Origin of the sequence: Bacillus sp. REN3, assembly GCF_017912555.1 — a bacterium.
Lineage (GTDB): Bacteria > Bacillota > Bacilli > Bacillales > Cytobacillaceae > Mesobacillus.
Genome location: NZ_JAERSD010000028.1, coordinates 34,214 through 52,997, shown reverse-complemented (window position 1 = coordinate 52,997; position 18,784 = coordinate 34,214). Strand labels below are relative to the sequence as shown.

Genomic DNA, 18,784 nt, shown 5'->3' with positions numbered 1-18,784 from the left:
AGGCACGCCGCCAGCGTTCGTCCTGAGCCAGGATCAAACTCTCCAAGAAAGAGTATGAGTTAGCTCATAATAAAAAACGTTGGCTCATGATCTTCATTAAGAAGCCATGATGATTATTGTTTGTTGACGCTTGTTTGTTTAGTTTTCAAAGAACAATTGTTACTCCGTCGCCCGGAAGCGACTTAATTAATATAGCATGTCGCTTTATTGCTGTCAACATCATTTTGGAATTTATCACTTGCATAATGTTGTCAGGAATTCTGTCCCTAGTTAAGGACGAAATCAAATATATCATGACGGAAATGTGTTTGCAATATAATTTTAATATCTTTTCATCGATTCTCGTTACTAATTTGTCAGTGTCTTCATAAGATGGTTTGACAAATCAAGAAATTCGGGATGGAAAATATTACTTCAAACATCCGAATTGTATCTATCTTTTAGCATAGCTGTTTTCCTGTTCGCGTTTTCATTTATTGAAGGTGTAAAAATCACCAATGCTAACGGAAAGGTACATGTCCTTTTCTCATTTTTACTGCAACCTTCGCCTTATCTTTTTCGTGACTAACCTATCTATTCATATAAAAATCCCCTACTCGAGGGGATTTTTATTTTTCAATTGTGAGTTAATATTTTGCAGGAGTGATTTCAAATCATTCCATACATATGCGAGTTCAAGGTGCTCGTGCCCTCCAATGGTATCAAGTTCTTCCCCCGCCTTTTCGGCACCAAGGCGTTCATAGAATTTACGGTTCCCATTTTCTTCGAGAACCCAAACAAGCATGGATAAAAACCCGATTTCCATCATTTCCTTTATGCCTTCATGAAGGAAGCGAAGGCCAAGCTTATTCCTTTGATACTCCTTGAGAATATAGATGGCATATAATTCTCCTTCCGCCTGGAATTTCCCGGTTCTTTCCTGTCCAAATGAAGCGAAACCAATGATTTTCCCTTTATCGTTGACTGCCACAAAAACAGGCTTCTCTTTATTGGCTGAAGACAGAATCTTTTCCCAAAGCATAAGACGTTTTTCAACCTTTAAGGATTCCAGAAACTTTGGGCTTACAATGCCAGTGTAAGTTTCGATCCAGCTCTTGACATGGACTTCGGCAATTCCCAATGCATCCTCTTTTTTCGCTTTTCTTATTTGCATAAGCATCCCCTATCCAGATACGGATTTAATCTCTGCTCTATTTTTAATTTGCCGTTCATCGACAAGGAACAGGGTAATTCCAGCTATCACGACCAAACCTCCTGCAACCTGTGTCCATATGACAGTTTCTCCAAGGAGGTAAAAAGCAAGAAGAGTCGCCCCAACCGGTTCAAATAAAATGGCCATTGAGATGACGGACGTACTCAGCCATTTTACAGACCAATTAAATAGCGTATGACCCAACAATGTTGGAATTAACGCGAGGAGGACAAAGTAAACCCAGTCGCTTGCAGGAAAAGAAAAAAACGGTCCTCCCGTTGCGAGTACATAGAAAAACAGCGTAATCGAACTAATTCCATATACAATAAATGTATATGTTATTAAAGACATTCTTTTTCTGACCGCTTGCCCAAATAGCAGGTAAACAGTTACCAGTCCACATGCGATTAATGCCAAGATGTCTCCGAATAGTGCACTGCCGCTTATTTTAAAATCCCCCCAACTAATGATGACACTGCCGGCGATGGCAATAATTCCACTGAGCACCGCTTTAAAGGACAATTTTTCTTTAAAGAACAAATAAGTCCCGATAAAAGCAAATAAGGGCTGAAGCGTGACAAGAACAGTCGAACTTGCTACGGAGGTGTAGTTTAAGGATTCGAACCAAAGAATAAAGTGAAAGGCCAGAAAAACACCGGACACCCCGGATAATAGCCAGTCTTGTTTCGTAATAAGGCGTAACTCTGAAACATGTTTTAAAAGAAATATCGGCAGCATAAGTAATACGGAAAAGAACAATCTGTAAAAGGCAATTACTCCCGAAGGGGCGGACGAGACTTTTACCAGGATGGCAGAGGTAGAAACAGCTACCACGCCAATGGCAACCGCCAGATAAGGATTGACTTTCGGTGATTCCATTTCTATTCTCCTTTTAATGAAAGCTGTTTGTTCGTATTTGTATTTTACAACGAAATCCTTATTTTTTCTTCTTTTTTTAAATTTTTCAACATAATGGGTTATTGTAATGTTAATGAGGAAATAAAAAAAATATAACTTAATGGGCAGGGGATTATCATGATTTATTCTTTGGATCTAGAGGTTTTGTTCAAATTGGGCATATCCGCATTCCTGGGCCTGGTCATCGGACTTGAGCGTGAGATTAAAAGGAAGCCTGTCGGGTTGAAAACAAGTCTGGTCATTTCGATTGTCAGCTGTCTTCTGACGGTTGTTTCAAGTGAATCGGCCTACATGTTTCCTGGCGATGAAGACGTGAATATCACTATGGATCCCCTGCGGCTTGCAGCGCAAATCGTTTCTGGAATCGGTTTCCTTGGTGCAGGCGTCATTTTAAGAAGAGGCAATGATACAATTTCAGGGCTTACAACAGCAGCCATGATTTGGGGAGCTGCCGGGATTGGGATTACAGTTGGTGCGGGTTTTTACATGGAAGCAATTGCCGGCGTCACGCTGCTGATTTTCAGCGTTGAATTCATGCCGTTCCTGATGACTTATATTGGGCCCAAACAGCTCAGAGAAAAGGAAATCCGGCTGCAATTCAACGTGAACACAAGGGAAAGCATCGCTGATATTATCGCGAAAATCAAGGCGGAAAGAATCGCTCTGAAAAACGTCCGGATTAAAGACCTTGCCGAGGGTACCCAATTAGTTCAACTGATTGTAACCGTAGACTTCCGCAGGAAAACAACAGATGTATACGAGACTGTTTCAAGGATTGAAGGAATCAACAGAGTGGAAATCGAGGGGTTATAGGACTGGGCCGCACGCATCGCGGCTTTTTGATTGAAGTTAAAAATTTCCCTTGCATCTTATAAAAGTTGGAGATATAATCTTTCTTGTACCTTATCTGATAAAATACGGGGAATTAGCTCAGCTGGGAGAGCGCTACGCTGGCAGCGTTGAGGTCAGGGGTTCGAGCCCCCTATTCTCCATCCTCAGAAACCCTTGCGCTGCAAGGGTTTTTTCTATTTGTATGTCTTTACATTTTTGAGGGATTTTCTTAGGTGTGCACAATGTGTACACCTTTAGTATACTAAAGCGGTTAAACAAAACGATAAACCGTTACCCAGATATCTGATCTCCATTATCAAAAAAATCATTCTCTAATCGTATCGCTGCTTCTACTTGAAGATCCTCATTAACGTGAGAATAAAGATCTAATGTTATCGCTACCCTAGAATGTCCCAACCGCTCCTGAACTACCTTCGGATTAACCCCACTAATCATAAGCTGTGTAGCATGAAGATGTCTCAAATCATGAATTGAGATTTTAGGAAGGTTTGCCTTCTTAATCAAATGGTCAAACTCCCGGAGAAGATTCCTGGGATCTTTAAGCTTTCCATCAGATGTACAGAATACTAACCCACTATCTTGATAAGCAGCTCCGAGAACCTTTTTTTCTTTAGCCTGGTTTCTCTTATGTTCCTGAAGCCTTTTAATTAAATAAGGGGAAATCGAAACTTGCCTTTTGAAACTTTTCGTTTTGACATCCTTTAAGAAGAGACCCTTCTCCTTTATTTTTGCTAAGGATCTTCTAACATGAATTTTGCCTTTTAAAAAATCAACATCATCCCATTTCAGACCTAACGCTTCTCCTCTTCTTAGTCCTGAAAAAATAATCAATTCAAAAATTGGGTTCCCCTTTTCTGTTTCTAACACCTTTAAAAAATCTTTTGCTTGTTCTTTTGTCCAAATTTGTATTTCTTTTAACAATAATTTTGGTGGGGTTGCCTCTAAAGCAGGATTGATTTTTAGCAGCGACCATTTCACAGCTTGTTTAAAAGCACTTCTTAAAAGATTATGGAATTCGCGAACAGTTTTTGGAGATAATCCTTCCTTTAATTTTACATAATAAAAATTATCAAGTTTTTTTGTTGTAATTAGGTTCAGCGGTGTTTGCCCAAAAAAAGGCATAATGTGTTTCTCTATATAACTCCACCTAGTTTCTGCGGTGGTCTCTTCTACGCTTGGCCTATAAGACATATTAAACCAACTCTCAATATAAGAAGAAAATGGTTCTTTATTGGGTTCTATGTATGTTCCTTCATCAAGTTCCGCTAAAACTTTGTTAAGGTACTCTTGCACTTAACGAGTTAGCAAATACGTTTCAGTATAATATCACGAATTATACTTAATTCCTATGCTGAATATGTAGGTGACTAACTTTTGTCTTCTCTTCCAAAAATATCGGTTAAGAATCACAACCGTGATAAATAAAATGCAAATTCATAATTAAAAAGGCAGTTAAGTGTTAACTTAACTGACCATTTTTTGACCACACGCTTTTTTAATAGGCACAAAAAAGTGCACAGACTTATTTTATTTAATTGAACTAGATTAACTTAGATTGATTACCACAGTCCACAAACCCTTATAAATTAAGACTCAATTGAATTTAATTTATATTATTTAACTCAGTTTAACTTATGGATCTCATCTCGCAGTGTTGAGGTCAGGGGTTCGAACCCCCTATTCTCGACTATCAAAAAAGCAGTCAAATATTTGGTTTGACTGCTTTTTTCTTTATCATTACTTTTCTGTAGAATTGACTGATTGTTAGTGATGCCAACCAGTATAACATTTCATTTCAAAATCATTTGTGTTCTGTCGGCCTTAAACTTATCACCGTGCCTATTTCACCTAAATTCTCTACCATTTTTTTTGCTTTTCCGTACGGAAATTTCTCTAACAGAATAAAAGGCGGATTTTTTGAACCCTTTAGCAATTCTGCGGTTGAGATATTAATCCCTAATTCACTCTTTATTCTCACTAAATCTTTTATACCACCAGGAGGATTATTGTCTAATACAACATTACAATAATCAAGTTGATACCGTGCTATGTCTTGCTCTGTTAAACAACCGTTACTAATCCAGCAGCTGAAGTCCGAAGTAATTAAGGATGCATTATGTGGGTTCATATCTCCCGAATCGACAACAAGGACTGCTATTGTATCTACATCTTGCAGCATCAAGAAAACATTCCCACCTCCGTCATCTCCGATGGAAATATACCCAGGTGCATATTCAGCTACTTCCCAGGTTTCATTTCTTTCTACAAGATCCTCGGTACCATAAATTATTAAGCCTCCATCAATTGAAAAACCATCTGATTGTTTTAATAGAACCTTAAAAACATTTGGTAGTTTAACATCCAGTAGATTTTCTACTTCTAAAATTTTACTATCACTTGCTGGTTGATTTTTTATTAAACTAGGAATTTTAGAAAAGTCAAACATTAGTTGAAACCTCCTAAGCTATCAAAATATTTATATGCATCCTTCATTGCCTTTCTAGCAGTCTTTGGGTTTACACCTGCCTCTATCATTTCCCTATAACTCACGTTAAATTCAAAACGGATATCAGTATTAAATCCCTCTGCTTTTCTCCGTTGTCTTTGAAGAGAAGAAATTATTGCATGTGATTGTCCTGAGCTTGACGGTAAAAGGACTGCAGGGGCTTTCTTTTCGTTATAGTTAAACCCTCCCTCTTTAGCCCATCTTTTTGCCCATTCATTTTGAATAGGGTGGTGCGATTGTACCCGATTGTCAGAAGCAATGTTTTTATTACCTGGAGCACGATTAGCCCCTGGACTTAACAATCCATGCTCATCAACGTCTTCTTTTTGATATCCACCTGGTCTTTTTGCAGTTCCAGTTGCTTTAGCTGAATCATCAATGAGTTTCTTTTCTATCCGTGTATCTTTACCCCTGGATGGTTTTGGAGTTACTGTTGCTTTAGGTTTCGGCTTTGGTGTACTTACTGTTACTCTGGCCAATGTTTTACTTTGAACTTTAGGAGAACTTCTAAAGCTTACAGCCGGTACTGTCTTTGGCTTTTTATTTACTTTCGCAACTACTTTTTTGGAACTGCTCCTTACTACTTTTGCAGCTTTTGTAACCGCTCTACTAGCCTTGACAGCTTTTACAGCTTTTGATGTCCCTTTTATTGCCGCTTTTGCTGCTTTGGTTATGACCCCGCCGCCTGGAATGAAGTTGGAAGCGATCATGAAAGCTGCGCCGGCTTTTTGGTACCACTTTGTCTTCTTGCTTGTCAGTGTCCGGATATCATCTCCAATGGCAAAATTATAGGCTGCTTTTGCACCTTTCTTAACTCCTTTGAAGACCTTCTTCAACCATTTTGGAGCATATCCGTCAGGATCGATGTTGTTAACCGGGTCTGCTTCAGCGTACAGGTAGCGATTGAAAGAGATTGGGTTGTTGTCTTCACTCTCATATTCATCGGCAACGATGAACCTACCAATCTTTGAGTCGTAATCACGCCAGCCCATGTAATAGATTTTAGTATCATTATCATACTGAACTCCGAACTTTCCGACATAGCGGAATGGGTTTGCGTTAGCCACTTCTGCACCGAGTGGTGTAGGAGCATCGATGTTTTGGAGATTGCCCCATTCGTCATATGTGTACTTTGCGATGACTGCCTGGAGCTCATCAGTGATTGCGACAATGTCTCCTCTTTGATTATACACATAATCGAATATTGGTCCTTTGTACTCGAAGCTCAACAACTGGCCATTGGCATCACGGTAAATATTCAGCAGGTTTTCGATCGGGTCGATTCCCACCTGTTGTGACACACTGACTAGATCGCCATTTCCATCATAATAGTAATACTCAATTCGTTCACCGTCAGAGTTCGTTACCTATTTAGTCGAACGGTTATCTTCACTGTCGTAGGTAAATTCTATCTTCTCTTTAACAGTGCCGCCTTTTTTAGTGGTAATGCTTAAGAGCATGTTTATTGATGCATACTCATATACCTTTTCAATATCGACTGTTGCAGTCTTTGCGGCTTCATAGATATCAACAGGGATACTTATGGTTTCTCTTTGTAAAGAACCATCTGGCTTGAAAGTATAATTAATCTTCTTATACTTTTGAATTGCAGCATCATATTGAATGGAAGAGGTAATCCTATTTCCTTGTCCATATTGGTTATCGACCAATACTTTTCCTGTTTGATTGACAGCCTTTAGGAGGTTTCCATTTACGTCATAAGAGCGTTTCGGTTCCTTTTTTGACGGTCTTCAGGAATCCTTCAGGAGTGTAAGTATATTCCTTTTTTCCATCCCACTGATTGGTAGCTGACAAGATCTGTTCTTCGGAACTGTAGGTATAGCTTTCTGAATAAATTACGGTTGTCGTGTCCTTCTTTTTCGTCTCGATCACTGTCATTTTCTCATTAGTGCCATAATCCATGTTTACAGTCAGGCGTGGGCCCTTTACCATATCCAGTGATTCAGAAGGAGTATACGTAAAGAAATACTGCTGGCTATTTGGAGTGATAATCTTGGATGCTAAATCATTTTCATTGAAATGAACGGTAGTGACTCCCAATGCCGATTGAATGACTTCAGCGTTCTCATAATCCTTGTACTCTTTTCTGGTGACAATACCATTTTCAACTCTTTCTTCGTAAGTGAAACGGTTATTGTCATCATACTTATAAACCGCTTCAGAACGAACGAATGGATAGCTAACCCCATTTACCAGTGTCGTAGATGATTCATCATAATCCACTTTTGAGTCAGGTTTCCGTTTAGACCGAATAGGAATCGGATGTCTGAGTTCTTAGTAGTGGTTTTTCCATCTTCATAATTTTGGGTATTTTCACGTACTAGTCTTTCGAACTCATCATCGGTTAGAGCTGTTTCTTTAAAAGTTTGTGCTTCTGTCTGTCCTGAAGACTTTGGTCGTTGAAATAAAAAAGACTGTGCTCATTCCATATTTCAGGAAAGGCACAGCTTTCTTTATTCAGCCTGCCAGGAAAACAAGAAGATCGGCTGATTTTTAGTGGCCACGTTAAATACAAGGAGAATTCTTCCCCACTTTTAGACTGCTTTTTCATGACTAGACTACATTTTAAACTGCCCAACAATTTGTAATTTGTTGTTCACCTTCCGTTCATATTTGAATTATAGACTAAGGATGTACAAGAGATTGGGAGGAGTTTATATGAACATCGCGTGGAAAGAAATCAAGAAAAATAAAGTAAGGTTTTTGATATTAGGTTCAATCGTTTTCCTAGTTAGTTTATTAACTTTTATTATATCTGGTTTGGCAAATGGATTATCACAAGATAATGCCGCATTAATTAAAGACTTGCCAAATGGACATTTTTATATGAATAAAGATGCAGAGGAAACCTATAATTTATCAAGAATAGACAGTAGTATTCAGGGTGAAATGTTAAGCAAACAAAAGGATGCTGTAGCACTATCAATACAAATGGGCTTTTTGAATGATGAAACTGGCAAGCAGCGAAGCGTTGCCTTTGTTACATCCACCGAATCAAAGTTATTTGAAAATGTTAAAAGCGGAGAAATCGTACTTGATCGCTCATTGGAGGAAGAAGGCATCAAGATTGGAGACACATTAACTAATAATCAACATAGAGGCGAGTTTGTTGTAAAAGGTTTTGTGGACCAAAAGAAATACAGCCATGCCCCTGTTGCTTACATCAATATGGAAAACTACAGAGAAATGTTCCGAGTCGAAGAAATGCAATTGGTTTTCATACCAGGGGAGGATTCACCTCAAGAATTCACTGGATTACAGTCATTCTCAAAGAAAGATTTTCTCAATACAATTCCGAGTTATAGCGCAGAACAGATGTCTTTAAATATGATTGTTTGGTTTTTAGTTGTAATTAGCGGAATGTTGTTTGCTATTTTTTTCTACATGATGAACGTTCAAAAAATTGGTTTATACGGAATTTTAAAGGCGATCGGTGTAAAAACAAGTACGTTGTTCATAATGATGTGGACACAAATGATCTTTATTACAGTAATTGCACTTTCCCTATCTGTTACGCTCGGTCAACTTTCCAATATTATTGCACCTGAGGGATTGCCTTTTAGTTTAACCCCCGGAACAACAGCTCAATTGTCGGCAGTCTTTTTCATTATCGGATTTATTGGAGCTACACTATCTGGTATCCAAATAAAAAAAGTAGAACCATTACAAGCGATCCAACAAGGAGAGGTTTAATATGGAATTATTTATGATTGAAGAAGTTAGAAAAACATTTACGAATGGAGAAGTAAAGGAAGAAATACTAAAAGGAACTAATCTGTCACTAAGAGAAGGGGAAATCACAGCTTTGGTGGGTGCATCGGGATCTGGTAAAAGCACACTCCTTACAATAGCAGCAGGCCTGCAGCCTGCTTCAGATGGACGAGTAATATTCGAAGGTGAAAATATGGCCACCATGGGTCCAGAGCAAGTGCGAAAAATACGAGCAAGTAAATTCGGTTTCGTCTTTCAATTTGCACATCTGGTTCCTTTCCTCTCAGTAGAAGAACAACTGAAGCTAATGCTGAATGTATCTGAATCGAAATTAAAAAAGTATGATCAAAAAAAAGAAATTGACAAAATTCTAAAACTAGTTGGAATGGAACATCGTAAAAATGCTTATCCGTCTTCATTGTCGGGGGGAGAAAAACAACGTGTAGCAATAGCTCGCGCAATAATCCATAAGCCTAAAGTTCTCTTCGCAGATGAACCCACTGCAAGTTTAGATTCGAAAAGGTCTAAAGATGTTATGTCGTTAATTCGAGATTTAACCAAAACGCTGAACATTACTACCCTAATGGTTACCCATGACGAAGAAATGCTTTCATATGCTGATCATATAATAAAGATGAGCGATGGCCTGGTCTTGCAGCGTGATTGAATACTATGGATTCGGACAAAGCAGTAAACGTTAATGCATCAAAAGCAAAGTGAGATCCAGTGTAAAACAATAAACTTAGACATATAGAACCACTGGATCTCCGAGTTGGCATCAGAAATCGAATAATTCATCAGTTGATTCCTACGAAGAACTGGATAATAAATACCTCAAAAAGAGGCCTTATTAAATTTGTATATTTACTGTAACCAATCCAACAATGCTTAAGCCATACGGTGACCACGCAATTTTGTTGATTGGGTGCTTCCTTGTTCTAAAATACCTTGATGAATTTGTAGTCTCAAAAACAAATGCAAAATAAAGAGAGTAATAAAAAAACACCCATCTTTTCAGAAGCACCCTAATCATAATATCAGGGTTATTGATACAGTGATTGTCCCTTTGTTTTTTAAAAATTCAAATTCTGATAGTATGCATTAACCCAATAACGTCAAACCCTAATGTTCCAACAGCAACTTCCCGGTCTTCAACAGCTCCGCTATATGCAGTTAAATCCCGGCTACCTCCATTTCTTCGCATACTCTTTTAGTTTTTCATCCAGGAAGAGTATATAGAGTATAAGGCTTTCAACTGGCTGCCTGTTTGCTGCGTTGTCATACTGCTTAAGCCAGCTATCAATCGACGGAATTTTCGCTTCTTTTATGATGGAATGGATGGCCTCCTGCATTTCTTCCAAATGAGAAATTGCTGCAAATTTGAACTCGCTGCCAGCGGCTTGTTCCGGATCCATTAGCCGGGCAGGGAATAATGGGATGTTCCATTTCGAAGCTTGGGATAAAGTATTCTCCAGGATTTCCATCCATTGTCTTGAATGATCCCCATATATTTCATAAAACTCGTTTTTAACCATTTCAAAGCTGTCTCCCCAGGATAATCTGCTGAAGAAGAAGCTGTTCATCAGCTGGATCTCCCTCCATGGGTAAAAGTTGTCATATTTGCCTGCGAGGCCTCCTTTTTTCGGCTTGTAAGGAACCACCAGGTTTGTCACTCCGTTAACACCAAGCGCTGCATAGCCCTCAAGGTCCTCCCTGATTCTGTTAAATAATGGCGGGAATAAGTCACTTAGCATGAAGTGGTCACTGTAATACTCAAACACCGTGAGATCCCTGTCTACTTTGCTTGTCTCACTTCTCCAGGACTTCAAGGAAGAGTAGGCTCTTGCATGATCATCAATTGGCTGATTATAATTTCGTCCCCAAAAGGCATACAGTGTGTCGATATGGGGAGAAGTTGATTTCATTTGTCCTAATTCGAGCATCTCCCATGATAAGCCAGCATTATAGGCAATATGCTCAACATCGAGGTTCGGCAGGGCATTCTTGATCCGTTCAGTAAACTTTAGGTAATCTATTAATAGATTATTGTTCTCTGTACCCGTATCCTCAGGCCAGAGGGAAATACGTGTCACTGGTGAACCCTCTGGGCAGAACTCTTTTATTCTTTCTATTACTTGGCTTTGCCAGGTCTCATCTCCAAAGTCCAATTGTTTATGTCCCGGTATACTCTTCTCGCCTATGAGAAAAGCGAGACTGTGGCCACCCAGCGTGACCTTCATTCCCCGTTTCTTCAGTTCCTCTTCAAGTACTTCCTGCAGTTCATCCCACAAATAAAAAGTGAAAAAGACTTCATTTATGTATTGCTTAGCGAACCAATCAACCATTTTTATCATGAATTGAGGTTCATTAATGGTTTCAATCACAAAACCGCGCCGCTTATACTTTGGGGAATGGAAAGTAGCCTGGAGCGTATTACATTTTACCCCGGCATTTCTATCCGCAAGTGTAACCCATCGATAGCCAAGCACATCCTTGCAAAATTGATACACACCGAACAGCACAGACCGTTCATTAACCCCGATAATATAAAGAACATCCGCTTTTGGCAGGATAGCGAAGCCGTCATCTGTCCAGGCCCCGAATTCAGACCGATCGTTCTTACTAAAAATTTCATTACTATCAATATCTCCAACCGTAGCCAGTACAATCTCCGAAGTGTTTTCAAAAGAAGCGTTCTCCAGGACTGCTCCATTACTGCCCATGTATTTTCGAAGCTCTTCCTCTGCGAACTCCATTATTAATCCTTTACTTAGTTTCCTGATTTGCCGTACGGCCATTTGCACTCCCCTCTCCATTACGGGGACACGGGAACGGTCCCAATGTCCAAAAATATTCAGATATTGTTTTGATTGTTACTCTAGGAATGACTCTTGCATCACTCTCAGCAAAGGCATTAAATATGCTTTCGCCAGTGTTGGGAGCATCGGATTCCCTTCCTTTTACTCAAGAGTGGAACGAGAGAGCCGTCCCTGTGTCCCGCAACACCACAATTCAATTCTGTCCCACAATCCTTTTCCACGGTCTCTCGCTTTGATGCCTAACGGCCAATGGCGGCAGATTTCCCTGGAACAACTCAGCCCCTGCATTTTTTAGTTCAATTTCCTTTGAATCTTCATCATTGATACGGTTCAAACCAAGTGTTTTGCCTTCCGTCCATTACTGCATACTCTCTCCCAGTACCTTCCCGCATGTAGTATTCATTAGCCTCGTACTTCCAGCCTCCTTTAAAACTGGTTTAGCTGCTTCTTCGTGTCCCGTTTCGTACAAGGATCAACAAAAGGACATGCCATTCAGTATTAAGCCATGGGTTCATCTCGAAAAAACATTCCAGTTTATATGGACAATACAAGCTAAAAACGGAAGACTATCACTCAACACTGGTCTATAACATAGCCTTAATAGAAAAATACTCAAATATCCTAAGCAAAGAATCTGATATAAATTCCAACGGCAATAAAAGAGAGTAGAATGACCACAATATAAATCGCAGAGAGATTGATTGTGTTCCTTTTTGTCGCTGTACTGTACTGGTCATCACCTTTACCTGCCAATAACAAAGTAAATATGGCCGCAGCAATGACAGTCACAATGACTAAAAAAATCCCTAATTTCATTTCGCACCTCTCGCCTTCAGTAATCATTTATTCCATTATAGCCTATACCAACCAGCAACTTAATTGAAATACCCACGATTACCCATCTCGCTCTTTCTGTTTTAGGCGGCTTCCTTCAAGATAAAATGCATTCTCCCTGTATATTTTGCATACGGCCGTTCTTCATTTTCGGCGGAAGCCTTAACATGGATAAAATCAAGCACCTGACCCAAAACCAGCAGCAATACTAAAATTTTGATGAGAGAATCACGCAAAAGCACTATATATCCCCTTCTTCCTTTTGAAAATGGCCAATGAATTGTGTGAAAGCGAAAAGAGAAAGAACATTAGTAGTGTGATCATTTGAAAATTCAGCTTACCTGGCATATTGGCAGATAAATTCGATCCTTTTTTCTTCATGGTAAGGATTAGGCTCATGGGTGAACTGGGGATAGACCTCCAACACCTTTTCCTTGCTGGCAATATGGTTGAAAGCTGCAAAAGCTGTCGAAGGCGGGGTCACCGAGTCTTCAAGTCCGATTCCCATTAAAACAGGTTTGGTTATATCAGGACAGAAATGCAAAGCATCGATATAGGAGAGTGTTCCGATTACTTGGTCATAAGTTTCATAGTGAGGGTCAATATTCTTGAAGTATTGGACGATTTCCATATAAGGGCCATTTGTCGCAACCTCTAAAGCACGTTCAAAATGGGTCGCAAACGGCCAATCAGCAATAATAAAATCAATGAATGGCTCAAGACCTGCTGCAGAAAGGGCCAGGCCACCTCCTTGCGAAGATCCCATGACCCCGAATTTCGAAATATCAAATGCCATTGAGTCTTTGGCCCAATTTAGCTGCGCAAGAATATCTTTAACTATATTTACATAATAATAGTTTTCTTTTTGGAGGATTCCATTCAGCATCCAGCCAGGCGTCCTTGAACCGTTTGGGTACTTGGCGAAGTCCGGGGAGGTACCTTGGCCCCGAATGTCAAATGAGATAACCGCAATACCCATTAGCGCCCATTTCAAAAAATCAGCTGGAAGTCCTCTGTCTCCTGTGTAGCCATGGAAAGAATGCATCACAGGGATATTGGATTGGAAGGCAGGCTTTACCAGGATTCCTTTCAAAGGTGTGCTGTCCCAGCTGGTGAAAAGAAGCTCGAACACTTCCACCTCTTTGACTGGATAGATTCGTTTCTTCCATTCACATGTTGTCTCTGCCCTTTTTACTGATTTTTTTTGTTCCTCCCAGAAATCCATGAAATCCTTCGGCCTGTTCAATTTTGGCTTATATGCTTTTAATTCCTGCAATGTGAAATCCGCAACATTCCTTCCCATTTCTCTCCTCCCTGTTATCAGGTTTCCTTTTTCCGTTCCTGGTAAAATTCTTGCGGCCATTCAAGCTCAAGACCTTCTTTTTGTAAAAGTGCCTGGAATTCATCAAGAAGGCGATCATCCTTCCTGACATCAGCAGGTTTGACACTTTTATCAAGGCAAAAAGCCACCAGTGCCCCGCATGCCTCCCCAATATTCCACTCAACGGGGTGGAGCCTGTAACATCCGTTCGTAATGTGGGTTGTACCGATATTTTTACATCCTGCCAATAGATTCTCCGTGTTTTCTGTAATAAGAGCTCCTAAAGGGATATGGAATGGCAATGCAGGGATATCAATATAATTTTCTCCTGATTGACTTGGATGCAAATCGATGCTATAGGATCCGATCCCTACTGAATCCCTGTATTTTCTGCCTGTCTTCGTTGTATTGAAGGCAGGTGAAACATCTTGTTCTGTAATCGTATAAAGAGCCTTGATTCTTCGCGACTCCCTGATATAAGGAGCCTTGGCGAGTCCATCCTTCGTTCCCATCACATCACCCCTGAGCTTTAACCCAGGATAGCCGATCCCGCCATCAGGCCTTGGCGCCTCAGTTTGAAGCCAATAAAAAAGGGAAAGGCTCAGCTGTTTAGCCTGGTAAAGATGCAGTTCTTTTTCATTCTCCGGAACATCATATACATTCCCTAGGAAATAATCATTTTGCGGCCAGTTTAACAGGGTTATATCACCTGTGCCCTTGAGCCTGAATTGATCTGAGGCATAAATCCTTCTATACTCCCAAAGGGGGAACTTATCATGATGGGGAAACAAAACATATTCGCGTTTTTCCAGGGTGATCGGATGGGGTGCGAAGAAACTCAGCATCCTATCCGGCCAGATTCCAGGCTGGAATTCCCTCCAGAATGAATACATTTCCGGCTCCTCAATCAGATGGTTTTCGCCTTCTCGATATTCCATGGCCAATACATGGGTAAACGCCTGGATATTATCAGGTTCAGGTTTTTCTTTTGCATGAGGTTCTTTTGTTTCCGTCTTTGATTCAGCTCCTGTGACATAGTCAACCCCTGAGATTGGCAGCAAATCCCCTGCTTCTGTTGCGTCAATGAGATAGTCGAATTTGACCGTATCCTCTTCTTCATCTTCAAGGGAATAAATACTTGCTTCATAAATCATTCTTCCTTTGCGCTTCACATCTTTGACTACAGTTTCTGTCAACAGGGTCAATGTGCCGCTTAAAAGATACGGACTCAACATTTCGGTCAAAACAGCAAGAGTGACCCTCGGATCATGGCAAATATTACTGACAAGGCCTTTTCCAGGATTGAATGGAGAATCTGGTTCCCCTTTAACGTGAAAGCTCCTGTAGTAATACTCTCTTACTCGGTTCCGGTAGTCACGATAACGGCTGGTGCATCCGAAGCTTTCAATCCACCTGTGTTCGTCCGGTGGTACTCCTTGTGAAGTAACCTGGCCGCCAATCCAATCCGTTTCTTCAGTCATCAATACTTTAAGTCCTTTTGAACATGCTGCTAAAGCCGCTGCACAGGCTCCAAGACCTCCTCCTGCTATCAAAAGATCGTATTTCAATATTCACGCACTCCTCTCAAAAGGTTACTCCAGGAGGGACGAATCAGTAAGGCGCAACAGGAGTCCAGCAGTAGTGACAGCATTGGTCCACCCGCTTTCCATACAATATGGCCCCCATCCTGTATCGCCGTTGTTTCCAAAATATTCATTGCTATCTAAATGGAAGGATCGCATCCATCCGCCGTCGACCAGTTTTTCAGAAGAATGGATTTGTATTTTGTTTAAAAATTCTGTAATTTTGGTATGGAAGTCAAAGACTTTTTTATCACCGGTTGCCTGCCATGCTTCCCATGCATTCATGGCCAAAAAGTTATTTGTATAGAGTTGGTCGGCAATCCCCTCTCCGTTATCTATAAATACCCCGGTATCCTCAGTGCCGTATCTTGCTGGCGAGGGGTTGTCGGCCTCTTCTACCCCTCCAGAACCATGCATACATTCTTCTAAATAATTCAATACTTCAAACAAACCCTTCTTGATCCTTTTATCTCCCGATAGTGCGTAAACTTGGGATAGACCTAACAAAAACCTGCTATAGCCGGCAGTTTTGCTATACATGAATTCCATTTTTCCAGGGTGGTCCAATAAGTAACGGGTCCCTTTAAGGGCTGTGTCCAAATACTTTCCCTCTTCAGTTACCAGATAGGCTTGGAGGAATGCGGCATGGACGATACTTTGAAAATGTGGATTCATATTTCCTTCCTCTGATCGGGCATAATAGGAGGCTCCCTTTTCCAATACCTCTTTTTCCAACAGCACCTCAACCCTCAAGCCATTGCGGTTTTGGGTATCCAACAGGGCATCAACTGTGGCCAATCCTCTCTTTTTATACTCTTCATTGCCTGTTTGTCTATATAAATATAGGAGGACAAGCGCAACCCAGGCATTATCATCAGAGAACATCTGATCCGGTTTTTTTCCGGGAAACTGGAACCATTTCCATAACCCGAATGTTTGCGAATCTTTTTCAAGGTCCTGGAATCCGGAATGAAATAGGAAGGTTAATATGTTTTCACAGATCTCTCCCCACTTCCTTTCCCCTGTATACCTCCCATATAAATGAAACATCAAGGCTGTCTGTACACTACAATCGGGCCGAATATCTTTGCTGACCTCCCGTCTGAAGGAGTGGATGTTTTCATATACTCCCTTCTTTCCAGCCGGATCGGCCATTATTCCTGACGATTGAAACCACCCAATGCTATTCGCTACGGACTCTTCGATTCTTTGATTCCTGAAATGGATTGGATTTGACATGGGCAGGACAGGTAAGAGACTATCTTCCTGTAAAGCATGTATGACCTTATTCCACAGCCAAGTTGGCCTGAGTGACCAAAACTCGGAATTTGAGAATAATGAAAATGCTGAGTAAACAACTGTTCCCTTTCCGTGTTTTTTCACCACTAGCCCCGGGTACCTGCCAGACTTTTCAGTAAAATGGGTTTCTTGAAAAATATCAATCTCCAGGATGACGGTATCTGCGATTGGAAACCCTGTCTGGAAGGGCCCGTTCCATTCCAGGAGATTGCTTTTTGATTCCATGCAGAGGAAATCCGTATTCCATTTCAGTTTTTCCAATCTCCGGAATGTAACCGGGAAATCTTGGCGGAATCCAAACAAACGAGAAGCAGGGAAATCATGGCAAGCGATTAGTTCGCCATATATTTTGCCTCCAGCTAAAGCAAAGTCCCAAAGTTTCTCAATTAAACCGTAGGGCAGTTCCACCAATTCACGGCCTGCCAAACCATTAATTGCTATTGTAGCGAACTCAGTAAAATCTGCTCCCATAAAAGAATCCATGTCAGTAAAAAGAACCGGATTCCTGAAAAAGTCGCTGAATTTACTCCTTGATCTGTCAAAGACTGCAGTTTTCAATTATTCCCCTCCGCCTTTTTTTCATAAACTGTGTTTCCATTGACAATTGTCTTTGTAACCTCGAAATTCCGGTTTAAAATCACTAAATCCGCTTCATATCCGCTTTCGATCTTCCCTTTCAGCCTGTTGAAGGAAAAAGACTTTGCAGGATTGCACGTCGCCATTTTAACCGCTTCATGAATAGGGATGCCGCATTCCTTTATAACATACCTTACAGCCTCATCAAGGGTAATCGCACTTCCGGCAAGCGTACCATTTGCCAGAGATATTTCCTTTCCCTTTTTATGAATTACCTTATTGCCTATAAAATGGGTTCCATCTTCCAGGCGATTAGCTCCAGTACAATCAGATACCAGGATGATTCTCTCAGCAGTTTTGACTTTATATAAAAATTTCACGACATCTTTCTGCACATGCAGTCCATCCGCGATCAGCTCGCAGGTAAGCCGGTCGTCATGCAGGGCGGAAAACGCTGCACCAGGAGTGCGATGATGGAATGGGCTCATCGCATTGAAACAATGGGTAATATTTTTTATGCCAGCACCTATGGCCCTGTTCATCTCTTCAAGGTTTGCGTTTGTGTGGCCTGCAGAAATTGCAGTTCCTTCAGCTATCAACAGACGGGATACCTCGATGCTCCCAGGCAATTCAGGCGCAAGTGTCACGATTTTTATTAAGCCGGGATACAAGTCGAGCCATTTCTTTGCCATTTCCTGGTCAGGATGGCTGACATATTCAGATTTTTGTGCACCGCTGAATAATGGATTGATCCAAGGACCTTCCAAATGGACTCCCAAAAGCTTGGAGGCGTCTGTGATGGATTTGCATTCATTTGAAAAGGAAAGGAATTGGGAGATTTTTTCATAGGATGCCGTTCTTGAAGTAGCCAAAAAGCTCGTAATTCCATATTGAGGAAGTGACTGCTGGATATTTTTGAAGCTTGATAGGGACCCATCCATAAAGTCATATCCATCAATGGCATGCAAGTGGATATCGATAAACCCCGCACATATGTAATGATTTCTTAAGTCAATATAATCCCGATGGAACTGATCAGCTGGACCGGCATAGGTGATTATGCCATTTGAAACCTTCACTATACCGGGGTCTTCCATATGATTTTCCAATATGACTTTCCCGTAAAGAACATAACTTTTTCTTTCCATGCAA

General features: G+C 40.7%; 16 protein-coding genes and 1 tRNA gene. 4 read left to right on the top strand and 13 right to left on the bottom strand.

Features of this window, described 5'->3' with window-relative positions:
* Positions 1–592 precede the first annotated feature (592 nt).
* Both JJQ88_RS18790 and JJQ88_RS18785 read right to left on the bottom strand, forming a co-directional pair.
* The gene (locus JJQ88_RS18790; protein WP_210367574.1) at positions 593–1,153 is read right to left on the bottom strand and encodes a GNAT family N-acetyltransferase; all 561 of its coding nucleotides are present in this window, start codon (positions 1,151–1,153) and stop codon (positions 593–595) included.
* Between the two features lie 9 nt (positions 1,154–1,162).
* Positions 1,163–2,071: a DMT family transporter gene (locus JJQ88_RS18785; RefSeq protein ID WP_210367573.1), complete on the bottom strand. Its 909-nt coding sequence runs from the start codon at positions 2,069–2,071 to the stop codon at positions 1,163–1,165.
* A gap of 156 nt (positions 2,072–2,227) precedes the next feature.
* Between JJQ88_RS18785 and JJQ88_RS18780 the strand changes: the two genes are divergently transcribed.
* Positions 2,228–2,923, top strand: a complete 696-nt coding sequence (locus JJQ88_RS18780) for an MgtC/SapB family protein (protein ID WP_210367572.1) — start codon at positions 2,228–2,230, stop codon at positions 2,921–2,923.
* 106 nt (positions 2,924–3,029) lie between these two features.
* A tRNA-Ala gene (locus JJQ88_RS18775) sits at positions 3,030–3,102 on the top strand.
* Positions 3,103–3,232: 130 nt separating this feature from the next.
* On the opposite strand, the gene JJQ88_RS21730 is transcribed toward JJQ88_RS18775, so the two are convergent.
* From JJQ88_RS21730 to JJQ88_RS18750, 5 genes are all read right to left on the bottom strand, one after another.
* Complete coding sequence (locus JJQ88_RS21730; RefSeq protein ID WP_210367571.1) at positions 3,233–4,255, bottom strand: tyrosine-type recombinase/integrase; 1,023 nt, start codon at positions 4,253–4,255, stop codon at positions 3,233–3,235.
* Positions 4,256–4,763: 508 nt separating this feature from the next.
* Positions 4,764–5,408: an SMI1/KNR4 family protein gene (locus tag JJQ88_RS18765; RefSeq protein ID WP_210367570.1), complete on the bottom strand. Its 645-nt coding sequence runs from the start codon at positions 5,406–5,408 to the stop codon at positions 4,764–4,766.
* Complete coding sequence (locus tag JJQ88_RS18760; protein ID WP_210367569.1) at positions 5,408–6,757, bottom strand: RHS repeat-associated core domain-containing protein; 1,350 nt, start codon at positions 6,755–6,757, stop codon at positions 5,408–5,410. The genes JJQ88_RS18765 and JJQ88_RS18760 overlap by 1 nt, the downstream gene beginning before the upstream one ends.
* Before the next feature lie 78 nt (positions 6,758–6,835).
* Positions 6,836–7,138 carry a hypothetical protein gene (locus JJQ88_RS18755; protein ID WP_210367568.1) on the bottom strand — a complete coding sequence of 101 codons (303 nt, stop codon included), beginning with the start codon at positions 7,136–7,138 and terminating at the stop codon, positions 6,836–6,838.
* 46 nt (positions 7,139–7,184) lie between these two features.
* Positions 7,185–7,712, bottom strand: coding sequence for a hypothetical protein (locus JJQ88_RS18750; RefSeq protein WP_210367567.1), 528 nt, complete (start codon positions 7,710–7,712; stop codon positions 7,185–7,187).
* Between the two features lie 435 nt (positions 7,713–8,147).
* Between JJQ88_RS18750 and JJQ88_RS18745 the strand changes: the two genes are divergently transcribed.
* Entirely contained in the window at positions 8,148–9,182 is a 1,035-nt protein-coding gene (locus JJQ88_RS18745; RefSeq protein WP_210367566.1) for an ABC transporter permease, read from the top strand.
* Between the two features lies 1 nt (position 9,183).
* Positions 9,184–9,867: an ABC transporter ATP-binding protein gene (locus tag JJQ88_RS18740; RefSeq protein ID WP_210367565.1), complete on the top strand. Its 684-nt coding sequence runs from the start codon at positions 9,184–9,186 to the stop codon at positions 9,865–9,867.
* A 517-nt stretch (positions 9,868–10,384) separates the two neighbouring features.
* Here JJQ88_RS18740 and JJQ88_RS18735 read toward each other — a convergent pair.
* The 6 genes from JJQ88_RS18735 to nagA all read right to left on the bottom strand — a co-directional run bounded on the left by JJQ88_RS18735 (position 10,385) and on the right by nagA (position 18,741).
* Positions 10,385–11,998 carry a hypothetical protein gene (locus JJQ88_RS18735; protein ID WP_210367564.1) on the bottom strand — a complete coding sequence of 538 codons (1,614 nt, stop codon included), beginning with the start codon at positions 11,996–11,998 and terminating at the stop codon, positions 10,385–10,387.
* 642 nt (positions 11,999–12,640) lie between these two features.
* Positions 12,641–12,835 carry a hypothetical protein gene (locus JJQ88_RS18730; protein WP_210367563.1) on the bottom strand — a complete coding sequence of 65 codons (195 nt, stop codon included), beginning with the start codon at positions 12,833–12,835 and terminating at the stop codon, positions 12,641–12,643.
* 355 nt (positions 12,836–13,190) lie between these two features.
* Positions 13,191–14,156 (bottom strand): acetylxylan esterase, encoded by a 966-nt coding sequence (locus JJQ88_RS18725; RefSeq protein ID WP_210367562.1) that lies wholly within the window; start codon positions 14,154–14,156, stop codon positions 13,191–13,193.
* Between the two features lie 17 nt (positions 14,157–14,173).
* Positions 14,174–15,742, bottom strand: coding sequence for an FAD-dependent oxidoreductase (locus JJQ88_RS18720; protein ID WP_210367561.1), 1,569 nt, complete (start codon positions 15,740–15,742; stop codon positions 14,174–14,176).
* 24 nt (positions 15,743–15,766) lie between these two features.
* Positions 15,767–17,614, bottom strand: coding sequence for a glycoside hydrolase family protein (locus JJQ88_RS18715; protein WP_210367560.1), 1,848 nt, complete (start codon positions 17,612–17,614; stop codon positions 15,767–15,769).
* Complete coding sequence (gene nagA / locus JJQ88_RS18710; protein WP_210367559.1) at positions 17,611–18,741, bottom strand: N-acetylglucosamine-6-phosphate deacetylase; 1,131 nt, start codon at positions 18,739–18,741, stop codon at positions 17,611–17,613. The genes JJQ88_RS18715 and nagA overlap by 4 nt, the downstream gene beginning before the upstream one ends.
* Positions 18,742–18,784: the final 43 nt, after the last annotated feature.

Coding starts and splice junctions, on each gene's coding strand:
- JJQ88_RS18735 (WP_210367564.1), bottom strand. CDS start 11,998: ATGGCCGTACGGCAAATCAGGAAACTAAGTAAAGGATTAATAATGGAG.
- JJQ88_RS18745 (WP_210367566.1), top strand. CDS start 8,148: ATGAACATCGCGTGGAAAGAAATCAAGAAAAATAAAGTAAGGTTTTTG.
- JJQ88_RS18790 (WP_210367574.1), bottom strand. CDS start 1,153: ATGCAAATAAGAAAAGCGAAAAAAGAGGATGCATTGGGAATTGCCGAA.
- JJQ88_RS18785 (WP_210367573.1), bottom strand. CDS start 2,071: ATGGAATCACCGAAAGTCAATCCTTATCTGGCGGTTGCCATTGGCGTG.
- JJQ88_RS18730 (WP_210367563.1), bottom strand. CDS start 12,835: ATGAAATTAGGGATTTTTTTAGTCATTGTGACTGTCATTGCTGCGGCC.
- JJQ88_RS18740 (WP_210367565.1), top strand. CDS start 9,184: ATGGAATTATTTATGATTGAAGAAGTTAGAAAAACATTTACGAATGGA.
- JJQ88_RS18765 (WP_210367570.1), bottom strand. CDS start 5,408: ATGTTTGACTTTTCTAAAATTCCTAGTTTAATAAAAAATCAACCAGCA.
- JJQ88_RS18725 (WP_210367562.1), bottom strand. CDS start 14,156: ATGGGAAGGAATGTTGCGGATTTCACATTGCAGGAATTAAAAGCATAT.
- JJQ88_RS18780 (WP_210367572.1), top strand. CDS start 2,228: ATGATTTATTCTTTGGATCTAGAGGTTTTGTTCAAATTGGGCATATCC.